Source organism: Aliiroseovarius subalbicans, from assembly GCF_022678625.1.
GTDB classification, from domain to species: Bacteria; Pseudomonadota; Alphaproteobacteria; order Rhodobacterales; family Rhodobacteraceae; genus Aliiroseovarius_A; species Aliiroseovarius_A subalbicans.
The window spans coordinates 234993-245367 of record NZ_JALBYQ010000003.1; the positions used below are offsets into that span (position 1 = coordinate 234993).

Genomic DNA, 10375 nt, shown 5'->3' on the forward strand with positions numbered 1-10375 from the left:
ATTCAATGCGAGGGATGACAGCATGAGCTACCTGAAAAGTACTCCGAACCGGGACGGTTTCTTTGGTGAATATGGCGGCGCGATGCTGCCCCCGCCGCTGGAGCCTCATTTCAAGGAAATCCGTGAAGCCTATGACCGGATCTCCAAGTCGGCTGATTTCATCGCTGAGCTGCGCCACATCCGCAAGCATTTCCAGGGACGCCCGACCCCGATCAGCTATCTCAAGAACCTGTCCGACATGTGCGGCGGGGCGCAGATTTATGCCAAGCGCGAAGACCTGAACCACACCGGCGCACACAAGTTGAACCACTGCATGGGCGAAGGTCTTCTGGCCAAGTTCATGGGCAAGAAAAAGCTGATGGCGGAAACCGGCGCCGGGCAGCACGGCGTGGCTCTGGCCACTGCGGCGGCCTATTTCGGGCTGGAATGCGAAATCCACATGGGTGAAATCGACATCGCCAAAGAGGCGCCGAACGTGACCCGCATGAAACTGCTGGGTGCCGAAGTAGTGCCCGTGGGCTTCGGCGGCCGGTCGTTGAAGGAAGCTGTGGACAGCGCCTTTGGCAGCTATATGGAGCAAGCCGACACCGCCTTGTTCGCGATTGGGTCCGTCGTGGGGCCGCATCCCTTCCCGCTGATCGTGCGCGACTTCCAACACATCGTTGGTGTCGAATCCCGCGAGCAGTTCCTGGAGATGACCGGCGACCTGCCCGATATCGTCGCGGCCTGCGTCGGCGGTGGTTCAAACGCGATGGGCCTGTTCTCGGGCTTCATCGAAGACGAAGGCGTCGAGCTTTATGGCGTGGAGCCGATGGGCACTTCGTCCAAACTGGGTGAGCACGCCGCCACCATCACCTTTGGTGAAGATGGCGATATCCACGGCTTCCGCACGATGGTTCTGAAGGACGACAAGGGCGACCCGGCCCCGGTCCACACCGTCGCCTCGGGCCTGGATTACCCCGGTGTCGGCCCCGAGCACGCGCACCTGTATCGCACCGGCAAGGCGAATTATACCTCGGCCAACGACAAGGAGGCGCTGGACGCCTTCTATGCGCTCAGCCGCCACGAAGGCATCATTCCGGCACTGGAAAGCGCCCATGCCGTTGCCTTCGCGATGCGTGAAGCCAAGGCAAACCCCGGCAAGTCGATCCTGTTCAACCTTTCGGGGCGCGGTGACAAGGACATCGATTATGTCACCGAAACCTTCGGGTTTGGCGACGACGCCTGAAATTGAGAAGGGGGCTTCGGCCCCCTTTTTTGCCTGCGGCGCAATGACACGAGCCTTGCCCTTGGGTAAGGAAAGCCATTGTGATTTCCGCACCCTTGGCCGATAGAAACACATGGTGTGACGCAGATCGGCGGAAGCGCTTTGGACCTCAAGAGCATCCGCGTCAGGACACCATGACAAACGACACTTCCTCCTACGCCACGACCGCGATCGACCCGGCCCCTGTCCGGCTGCTCAAACGCGCGGTCCTGATCCTTTTGGGCCCGGTCTATTTCACCTATATCGCCTTCGTGCCACTTCTGTGCGCCCGGCGTAAGGGGTTTCGCGGCTGGTATTGGCGGCGGGTAAAGCGGGCCTGTTCGCGGCTTTTGTGGCTGCTCAGCATCCGCGCGGAAATGTCCGCGGAAAACCGGCGCGCGCTGGCCGAGGACACCGACAGCATCATCGTCATCAATCACCGCAGTCATCTGGACGGGTTCACCCTGATGGATGTGGTGCCGGATGAAAAATGGTTCACCTTCGCCGCCAAGAAAGAGCTGTGCGATGCCGCGCTTCTGAGCACCGGGTTCAAGGGCGCAGGCCTGGTCGAAATCGACCGCAACAGCGGCAAGGTCGCGATGGCCACGCTCAGCGACGCGGTGAATGCGATGCCTGCGCGGCGCTCGGTCGTGCTGTTCCCCGAAGGCACTCGCACCAAGGGCGAAAGCCTGGGTGAGTTCAAGGCGGGCGCAGTGCTGGTCGCGCGCGAAACCGGTCGCACGATCCGCCCCATTGTGATCCATGACAGCGACCGTTTGCTGCCGCGTGGCAGGTTCATGCCCAAAAGCGGCACGATCCGGGTCGAGGCCTTGCCGCCCTTCACCTGCGATCTTGAGGTCAGCGTTGACGAAGATGTTGCCCGCCTGCGCGCCACGATGATGGCCGCGTTCGACGACCAGCGATAAGCGTCCAGACAGGAAAAAGGGCGCCGCCCGGTCAGGCGACGCCCCGTGTTCGGATCCGTAATGGATCAGTAGCGGTAATGCTCGGGCTTGAACGGCCCTTCCGGCGTGACCCCGATATACGAGGCCTGCTCGGCAGACAGTGTCGACAGTTTCACGCCGATCCGATCCAGATGCAGACGCGCGACCTTTTCATCCAGATGCTTGGGCAGGATGTAGACGTCGTTCTTGTAGTCATCACCCTTGGTCCACAGCTCAATCTGCGCCAACACCTGATTGGTGAAGCTGGCGGACATCACAAACGACGGGTGGCCGGTGGCATTGCCCAGGTTCAACAGGCGGCCTTCGGACAGCAGGATCAGACGGTTGCCATTCGGCATCTCGATCATGTCCACCTGGTCCTTGATGTTGGTCCACTTGTGGTTCTTCAGGTTCGCCACCTGAATTTCATTGTCGAAATGGCCGATGTTGCCGACGATCGCCATGTCCTTCATCGCGCGCATATGCTCGATGCGGATCACGTCTTTGTTGCCGGTGGTGGTGATGAAGATGTCGGCGTCTGCGACGGCATCTTCCAGCGTCACAACCTCAAACCCGTCCATCGCCGCCTGAAGCGCGCAGATCGGATCAACCTCGGTCACCTTAACACGGGCACCTGCGCCCCGCAGCGAAGCGGCCGAGCCTTTGCCGACGTCGCCATAACCGCAGACCACAGCGACCTTGCCGGCCATCATGGTGTCGGTGGCGCGGCGGATACCGTCGACCAGACTTTCCTTACAGCCGTATTTGTTGTCGAACTTCGACTTGGTGACGCTGTCATTCACGTTGATCGCCGGGAATGGCAGTTGGCCCTGTTTCACCAGCTCATACAAACGATGCACACCGGTGGTGGTTTCCTCGGACACACCCTGGATCGCGTCGCGCGTCTTGGTGAACCAGCCGGGGCTTGCCGCCATGCGCTTCTTGATCTGGGCGAACACCGCGACTTCCTCTTCCGAGGTCGGCGTTTCGATCAGACCGGTTTCCCCGGCTTCCACGCGGGCGCCCAAGAGAACGTAAAGCGTCGCGTCGCCGCCATCGTCCAGGATCATGTTTGCCCCTTCGGGGAACATGAACGAGCGGTCCAGGTAGTCCCAATGCTCTTCCAGCGACTGACCCTTGATCGCAAACACCGGCACGCCGGCCTCGGCAATCGCCGCCGCCGCGTGGTCCTGGGTCGAGAAGATGTTGCACGACGCCCAGCGCACATCGGCACCAAGTTCGACCAGCGTTTCGATCAGAACTGCGGTCTGGATCGTCATGTGAAGCGATCCAACAATGCGCGCACCCTTCAGTGGTTTGGCGTCGCCATATTCCTCACGCAGCGCCATCAGCCCCGGCATTTCGGTTTCGGCGATGTCCAGTTCCTTACGGCCAAACTCGGCCAGCGCGATGTCTTTAACGATGTAATCGGTCACTTGAATGCCTCCTGATTTCCCGTCGCATGTAACACCACTTTGGAAATCAAACAATGCTAGAGCGTTGGTCATAAATGCGCCACATTCCGTCCCTACCCATTGTTGCGAAAAGGGAAACAAAGGGGTTTGATCATGCAAACTGCTGTCGCGGAAAACACCTATGGCCGCTATTCGGTGCCAGAGAACCTGGACCATCGGCCCGCCGTGCGCTTGATCAAGGCCGGTGAAGTGTATGAGCCCCAGACAATCCGGTTCATGGCACAGCATGCCGGGGATGGCGACATCATCCATGCGGGCACCTTCTTCGGGGATTTCCTGCCGGGCCTGTCCAGCGCGATGGCACCAGGTAGAAAGATCTGGGGCTTTGAGCCGAACCCGGACAGCTTCCACCACGCCCGAAAAACCGCAAAGCTGAACGGGCTGAAGAATGTGAAAATCCAGAATTTCGCCCTGTCCAACAATGACGGGGAAATCCTGTTCAAGACCCGTGACGATGCGGGCAATCCTATGGGTGGCCACAGCCATTTCGTGACCGATCCCGGTCCTGGCGTCGAAACGGTTGCCGCAGTGCGCCTGGACAAGGCCGTTGGGCTGAAGCGCAAGATCTCGCTCCTGCAACTGGACGTCGAAGGCCACGAACGCGCGGCCCTGTTGGGGGCCGAGGAGATCATTCACACATGGCGCCCGATCCTGGTGTTGGAAGAATTCAAACGCCCGCGCTGGCTCCGTCTCAATTTCGGTGGATTGGGCTACCGCCTGGTCGGTCGCCTGCATGGCAACCGGATTTTCGCCACGCATGACATGGACGTGCACGCCTGATCTGCGCCTTTACTCGGACCGCCAGGATCGGTAGCCAAGACCGATAGGCGGCGAAGGAAAGCAGGATGGCGAAAACTCCACGCGCATGGCAACGGATGCTGTCGGGCCGCAGGCTGGACCTGCTGGACCCAACTCCGATGGATATCGAGATCGAGGACATCGCCCACGGGCTGGCCTTCGTGGCCCGCTGGAATGGTCAGACCTTTGGCGATTTTCCCTATTCCGTGGCCGAACATTCGCTGCTGGTCGAACAACTTTTCACCCGCATGAACCCCAAGGTGCCGGTAAAATGGCGGCTGGCGGCGCTGTTGCATGACGCGCCAGAATACGTGATCGGCGACATGATTTCCCCGGTCAAATCGGCCGTGGGTCCGGGCTATGGCGCGTTGGATGACAGGTTGGCGGCGGCGATCCACATCCGCTTTGGCCTGCCCGCGCAGGTGCCGGTAACGATCAAGAAGGCGATCAAGAAAGCTGACCGCATTTCCGCCTGGCTGGAAGCCACCCAGATCGCCGGGTTCGAGGTCGCGGAATCGAACAAATTCTTCGGCGTGCCTGACCCCAAGCTGATCGACGGGCTGTCGATTTCCCTGCGCCCACCGGTCGAGGTGCGCAGCGACTTCACCACCCGCCACGCAGAGCTGATTGCCCAGCTGTGAGCGGACTGTTCATCACACGGATCTGCCCTGCCGATGCCCGCGAAATGGCCGAACTGTTGAACCAGATCATCGCGATCGGCGGCACCACCGCATTTCTGAACCCTTTGACCAGCGCTGAAATTCAGGACTGGATGACAAGCGCCGGACCCGCTGGCGTTGGTTTCGTGGCCCGTAAAGGGGATGGGCAGATGGTCGGGTTTCAATGGGTCGACCCACACCCGACCCTGGGCGAAGGCGTTGCCCAGATCGCCAGCTTCGTGCGTCCCGGCGCGATGGGGATCGGTATTGGCAGCCAGCTGTTCGACGCCACCCGCGATGCGACCCGTGCCCTGGGCTATGCTTGGATTGACGCCACGATTCGCGCCGACAATGAAAGCGGGCTGACATATTATCAAAGTCGTGGGTTTGAGGCCTATCGCACCGACCCCGACGCCCGGCTCAGCGATGGGCGGCGCGTGGGTAAGATCAGCAAACGATACGATCTGGTCTAACCAGCGCAGACGACGCCGTGTTGCCCGTCTGCTGTTTTCCAGCCAACAAACCGTTCCGCAGTGAATGTCAGCTCCAGATCGCCCCAGCCGGACCGATCCATGATCTGCGCCGGGCAGGGTTCCAGAGCCAAGTGATCATGCGGTCCAAGCACACGATCAAGGGCGGCTTCGACCCCGTCAGGAGAGCGTCCAAAATCGATGCGCAACCCGGAAGGCTCAACCGCCAGACCGCTTGCATCGGGAATGAACTGAACCGATGGGGCAGGGGGCGTGGCCGACGTGCAGGCTGCCAGAAGCAGGCAAAACGCCGGTGCGGCGCGTGTCACCGCGGCGACCGCTTGGCCAGGATCCGCTGCAGCGTGCGCCGATGCATGTTCAGCCGCCGCGCCGTTTCCGATACGTTGCGGTCGCACAGCTCATAGACCCGCTGGATATGTTCCCAACGCACCCGGTCGGCCGACATCGGGTTTTCCGGCGGCGGGGGAAGCTCATCCCCTTTGGTCAAAAGCGCGTTCATGATGTCGTTGGCATCGGCGGGCTTGGACAGGTAATCCGTCGCCCCGGCCTTCACCGCCGCCACTGCCGTGGCAATCGCGCCATAGCCGGTCAGCACGACAATGCGCACATCCGGGCGGCGTTCGCGCAGAACCTCGACGACATCCAGGCCATTGCCATCCTCAAGCCGCAGGTCCACCACCGCATAGGCCGGCGGGCGGGCGGTTGCGATGGCCTTGCCGGCCGCGACCGATCCGGCCAACTCTGGCTCAAACCCGCGTTTTTCCATTGCGCGCGACAGGCGCCGCAGAAACGGTTCATCGTCATCTACTAAAAGCAGAGTCTTATCTTCGCCGAGTTCATCGAGCTCGTGGTCCGACATGGAAACCCCCAAGGCCTGTTCGCATATTCAGATAACTTTATGCGTTCCGCCCGAGGCGGTCAATTTATACGCGACGTAACGTCAGCTTATTTCGCGGCATCCAGGAAACAGGACACGCGGTCCGCCATGCTTTGCGGTGTCTCGTCCCGCTTGAAGAATTCCAGGAACCCGTATTCCGGCAAAACCAGATAGGTAAACGTTGAATGGTCCACCAGGTAATACTCAGGGTCCCCGTCCTCTTCGACCTTGTAATAGGTCTTGTAGGCACGGCTGGCCGCCTTCAACTGTTCGGGCGTGCCGGTGATGCCGATCATGTCGTCATGCAGATAGCTGGTGAAATCCGCCAGTTGTTCGGGCGTGTCACGCTGCGGGTCGATCGAATAAAACGCCAGTTGCGCGTCGTAGCCGCTGGCCTGCAACAGATCCAACGCCTCGGCGTTGCGGGCATTGTCCAGTGGGCAGACATCGGGGCAGAAAGTGTAGCCGAAGTAAAGCAGCGTCGGCTTGGTGATGATATCGGCATCTGTAACCGGCTTGCCGGTTTCATCCACACCTTCGAACGGCCCGCCAATTGACGACACACCGGTTCCGATGGCCGAACCGCGGCATTGCGCGAACTGATCGTCGGGGCCGGAGGTGATGTACCAAGTCACCCCCAGAAGGGCGGCGATGGCTGCAAGGGCAGCGACAACATAGGCACGAACCATGAAACAAACTCCTGCGTGATTCCGATGCATTGATCCGATACACGGGCGCGACTAACAAGGGAACAGGATGACGCATCACATTTTCACATGGGCCGCGCATGGCTGACCTGACTCCGACCCTGTTCCAGGCCAAGCCCGAGCAAAGCTGGGTACGCTTGCGCACGCTGATCGTGCTCCGCTGGGTGGCGATCCTGGGGCAGATTGTGGCCTTGTCGGTTGCGCAGAATTTTTTTCACCTTGATCTAGACTTGGGCCTGTGCGCCTTCGTGGTCGGACTGTCGGTGGTCGCGAACCTCATATCGCTGGTCGTCTATCCAGAGAACACGCGCCTGAACGAATGGCATGCGACCGGGATGCTGCTGTTCGACACCGCGCAGCTGGCAATGCTGCTGTTTCTGACCGGCGGATTGCACAACCCTTTCGCGATGCTGATCGTGGTGCCGGTCACGGTGGCGGCCACCGCCCTGTCGCTGCGTGCCACGCTGCTGATCGGGGCCACAACGATCATCCTGGCCACCCTGATCGCCCTGTATCACGTCCCTCTGCGCAACCAGATGGGGCTGATTCAGCGGATGCCCGAAATCTTCGTGTTCGGTCACTGGGCCGCCGTGGTCATCGCCGTTTTCTTCGTCGGGCTCTATACCCGCCGCATCTCCTCGGAAATGCAGTCGATGTCGCAAGCACTTTTGGCAACACAAATGGCGCTGGCCCGCGAACAGAAACTGACCGATCTGGGCGGAGTCGTTGCGGCGGCGGCGCATGAGCTGGGCACACCGCTCGCCACGATCAAGCTGGTCAGCTCGGAATTGTCGGATGAGCTGGAGGGCAACGAAGTGTTGTACGAAGACGCGCGCCTGATTGGTGAACAGGCCGACCGTTGCAAAGTCATCCTGCAATCGATGGGCCGGGCCGGAAAGGATGACCTGCTCCTGCGCCAGGCACCGCTGTCCGCCGTGATCGATGAGGCCGCCGAACCACATTCGGGTCGCGGCAAAGAGATCGTGATCGAAACTGGCGGTGGGATGATTGATCCGCATGATCAACCGACGGTTCTGCGCCTCCCTGAACTGGTGCACGGCCTGCGCAACCTGATCCAGAACGCGGTGGATTTTGCCGCCACGACGGTGTGGGTCGAAACCAGTTGGAGCGACAGCACCATCACCCTGCGTGTGATCGACGACGGGCGCGGTTATTCACCGAACGTCATCGGCCGGATCGGTGACCCCTTTATGCGCCGCCGGCGCAGTAGCCAGGACCAGGACCAGCGCCCGGAATACGAAGGCATGGGGCTGGGCCTGTTTATCGCCAAAACCCTGTTGGAACGCACCGGCGCCGAGTTGAGCTTTGCAAATGGCGCCGAACCCTATACCGGGCGCACACGACCCGGGCAGAAGTCCGGCGCGATTGCCGAAATCGTCTGGGCACGTGGCCCCGATGGGATCGAAGCGGACGAAAAGACCCCGGTTCTTGGGGAAAACGCGCCCTTCGCCGTGTGAATCACCCAGAGCGTTAAATCCTCGTTAACCTTCTCAACCTTAGGGTTATTGGGCAGAAATCACGATTCCCGGATCCCGACCGATGCTCAACACACTGCTGGCCCTTGCCCTTGTCATCACAGCTTTTGCCACGGCCCTTGCCGCGCTGCTGGTCCTATCGTTCCTGACCAACCGTCGCTCTCACAGCCTGCGGCGGTTCAATGCTGACGATCAGAATACCGTGGTGTTCCTGTTCGAAAACGAACATCTGGTCGATGCCACGAAAGAGGCACAAACGCTGCTGGCCTCGGGTCCGCGCACAGTGACAGAATGGACGCATCTGACAACGCTGCTTTTGCCCCGCTTCCCTGGGTTTCCGGACTGGATCCGTGATCTTGTGGATATGGGCGAGATGAGCATGACCTCTTCTGACGGGACCAGCCGGCTCGACGCGGAATGGCATGACGGGGTGGCGCGGATCGCCCTGGTTGATGTCGAAACAGGAGATGCGCAGGTTGATCTGGATCGCCACGCCCTGACCGCGATGCGGCATGAACTGGACACATTGCGCGCCACTGCCGAACACGTGCCCTATCTGGTCTGGCGCGAGGATGAACAGGGCGTGATCACCTGGGCCAATCGGGCCTACCTGGATCTTGTCGACAACACCGACCAAAGCGCCGATATCGCGCCCTGGCCGCCGCGCCACCTGTTCGACCTTCCGCACCTCGCAGCGGTCGACGGTAACGCGCCGCGCGATCAGCGTCGGGTTGCCCTGTCTTTGCCTGAGGACGACCAGCGTCACTGGTTCGATATTCACGAAACCATGTTGGACGGTGAAATCCTGTTCACCGCCACGCCCGCCGACAAGGTTGTGCGCGCAGAAACGGCATTGACCGAATTTGTCACGACGCTGACCAAAACCTTCGCGCACCTGCCCATAGGCCTGGCCATCTTCGACCGCGACCGCAAACTTGTCCTGTTCAACCCGGCCCTGAACGACCTTGTCGCTTTGCCGATCGAGTTTCTCTGTGGCAAGCCAACGCTGTTTTCTTTCCTCGACCGGATGCGCGAAAAACGGATGATGCCCGAGCCCAAGGACTACAAGTCCTGGCGCCAGCAGATGAGCGATCTTGAAGCGCAGGCGATCGACGGCACCTATGAGGAAACCTGGGCCCTGCCCACCGGCCAGACCTATCGCGTCACCGGCCGCCCGCATCCCGACGGCGCCGTGGCGTTCCTGTTTGAGGATATTTCGGCGGAAATCTCGCTCACCCGCCGGTTCCGGACCGAACTGGAAATGGGTCAATCCGCGTTGGACTGCATGCCCGAAGCGGTGGCGATTTTTCGACCCAGCGGCGTTCTGGCCATGTCGAACTCCGCCTATGCTGACGTGTGGGGCAGCGACCCGTCGACCACGTTTGTAGACCTGAACCTGAGCGATGCGGTCGGTGGTTGGAAACGCCAATGTACCCCGACCCCGGTCTGGGAACGGTTGAAAACTTTCGTTTCGCACCAGGGGGAACGTACTCCGTGGACTGCAAGCATCGCTCGCAAGGATGGCCGCATACTGGACTGCCGTTTTGAACCTATGGCGCGCGGCGCTACGCTTGCCGCCTTCAAACTGGCAAGCGACGGGGTCAAGGACCTCCCAGCGGATGCCGAACCCCTGGCCATCGCCAAGGTCTGACCCGTTCTCTCTTGCGGGTGGGGCAGGGTGC

General features: G+C 60.7%; 11 protein-coding genes. 7 read left to right on the forward strand and 4 right to left on the reverse strand.

The annotated features are described in order from the left end of the window. The first annotated feature begins 22 nt into the window (after positions 1–22). Together trpB and MN188_RS11540 are read left to right on the forward strand one after the other, a co-directional pair. A complete protein-coding gene (trpB, locus tag MN188_RS11535) occupies positions 23–1228 on the forward strand; it encodes a tryptophan synthase subunit beta (RefSeq protein WP_242109225.1) in 1206 nt (401 codons plus the stop codon). Between the two features lie 173 nt (positions 1229–1401). Further along, positions 1402–2172 carry a lysophospholipid acyltransferase family protein gene (locus MN188_RS11540; protein WP_242109226.1) on the forward strand — a complete coding sequence of 257 codons (771 nt, stop codon included), beginning with the start codon at positions 1402–1404 and terminating at the stop codon, positions 2170–2172. 65 nt (positions 2173–2237) lie between these two features. Here the strand turns inward: MN188_RS11540 and ahcY are convergent, their stop codons facing one another. Beyond that, positions 2238–3626, reverse strand: coding sequence for an adenosylhomocysteinase (gene ahcY, locus MN188_RS11545; RefSeq protein ID WP_242109228.1), 1389 nt, complete (start codon positions 3624–3626; stop codon positions 2238–2240). Positions 3627–3758: 132 nt separating this feature from the next. Here ahcY and MN188_RS11550 point away from each other — a divergent pair, with 132 nt between their 5' ends. From MN188_RS11550 to MN188_RS11560, 3 genes are all read left to right on the forward strand, one after another. Then, on the forward strand, positions 3759–4445 hold the full coding sequence (locus tag MN188_RS11550; RefSeq protein ID WP_242109229.1) for an FkbM family methyltransferase: 687 nt from the start codon (positions 3759–3761) through the stop codon (positions 4443–4445). A gap of 65 nt (positions 4446–4510) precedes the next feature. Continuing rightward, a complete protein-coding gene (locus MN188_RS11555; RefSeq protein ID WP_242109230.1) occupies positions 4511–5104 on the forward strand; it encodes an HD domain-containing protein in 594 nt (197 codons plus the stop codon). Beyond that, on the forward strand, positions 5101–5595 hold the full coding sequence (locus tag MN188_RS11560) for a GNAT family N-acetyltransferase (protein WP_242109231.1): 495 nt from the start codon (positions 5101–5103) through the stop codon (positions 5593–5595). Before MN188_RS11555 ends, MN188_RS11560 begins: the two co-directional genes overlap by 4 nt. Here the strand turns inward: MN188_RS11560 and MN188_RS11565 are convergent. The 3 genes from MN188_RS11565 to MN188_RS11575 all read right to left on the reverse strand — a co-directional run bounded on the left by MN188_RS11565 (position 5592) and on the right by MN188_RS11575 (position 7179). Next, on the reverse strand, positions 5592–5921 hold the full coding sequence (locus MN188_RS11565) for a hypothetical protein (protein WP_242109232.1): 330 nt from the start codon (positions 5919–5921) through the stop codon (positions 5592–5594). The genes MN188_RS11560 and MN188_RS11565 overlap by 4 nt on opposite strands. Continuing rightward, a complete protein-coding gene (locus MN188_RS11570) occupies positions 5918–6472 on the reverse strand; it encodes an ActR/PrrA/RegA family redox response regulator transcription factor (RefSeq protein WP_242109233.1) in 555 nt (184 codons plus the stop codon). Before MN188_RS11570 ends, MN188_RS11565 begins: the two co-directional genes overlap by 4 nt. Before the next feature lie 86 nt (positions 6473–6558). Next, a complete protein-coding gene (locus tag MN188_RS11575) occupies positions 6559–7179 on the reverse strand; it encodes an SCO family protein (RefSeq protein WP_242109234.1) in 621 nt (206 codons plus the stop codon). A 98-nt stretch (positions 7180–7277) separates the two neighbouring features. Here MN188_RS11575 and regB point away from each other — a divergent pair, with 98 nt between their 5' ends. Together regB and MN188_RS11585 are read left to right on the forward strand one after the other, a co-directional pair. Next, positions 7278–8675 carry a sensor histidine kinase RegB gene (gene regB, locus MN188_RS11580; protein WP_242109235.1) on the forward strand — a complete coding sequence of 466 codons (1398 nt, stop codon included), beginning with the start codon at positions 7278–7280 and terminating at the stop codon, positions 8673–8675. 82 nt (positions 8676–8757) lie between these two features. After that, positions 8758–10344, forward strand: a complete 1587-nt coding sequence (locus MN188_RS11585; protein ID WP_242109236.1) for a PAS-domain containing protein — start codon at positions 8758–8760, stop codon at positions 10342–10344. Positions 10345–10375 lie beyond the last annotated feature (31 nt).

What these genes read in the sequence shown, in the direction of transcription:
- MN188_RS11540 (WP_242109226.1), top strand. Translation starts at nt 1,402, where the DNA reads ATGACAAACGACACTTCCTCCTACGCCACGACCGCGATCGACCCGGCC.
- regB (WP_242109235.1), top strand. Translation starts at nt 7,278, where the DNA reads ATGGCTGACCTGACTCCGACCCTGTTCCAGGCCAAGCCCGAGCAAAGC.
- MN188_RS11550 (WP_242109229.1), top strand. Translation starts at nt 3,759, where the DNA reads ATGCAAACTGCTGTCGCGGAAAACACCTATGGCCGCTATTCGGTGCCA.
- MN188_RS11570 (WP_242109233.1), bottom strand. Translation starts at nt 6,472, where the DNA reads ATGTCGGACCACGAGCTCGATGAACTCGGCGAAGATAAGACTCTGCTT.
- trpB (WP_242109225.1), top strand. Translation starts at nt 23, where the DNA reads ATGAGCTACCTGAAAAGTACTCCGAACCGGGACGGTTTCTTTGGTGAA.
- MN188_RS11585 (WP_242109236.1), top strand. Translation starts at nt 8,758, where the DNA reads ATGCTCAACACACTGCTGGCCCTTGCCCTTGTCATCACAGCTTTTGCC.
- MN188_RS11555 (WP_242109230.1), top strand. Translation starts at nt 4,511, where the DNA reads ATGGCGAAAACTCCACGCGCATGGCAACGGATGCTGTCGGGCCGCAGG.
- MN188_RS11575 (WP_242109234.1), bottom strand. Translation starts at nt 7,179, where the DNA reads ATGGTTCGTGCCTATGTTGTCGCTGCCCTTGCAGCCATCGCCGCCCTT.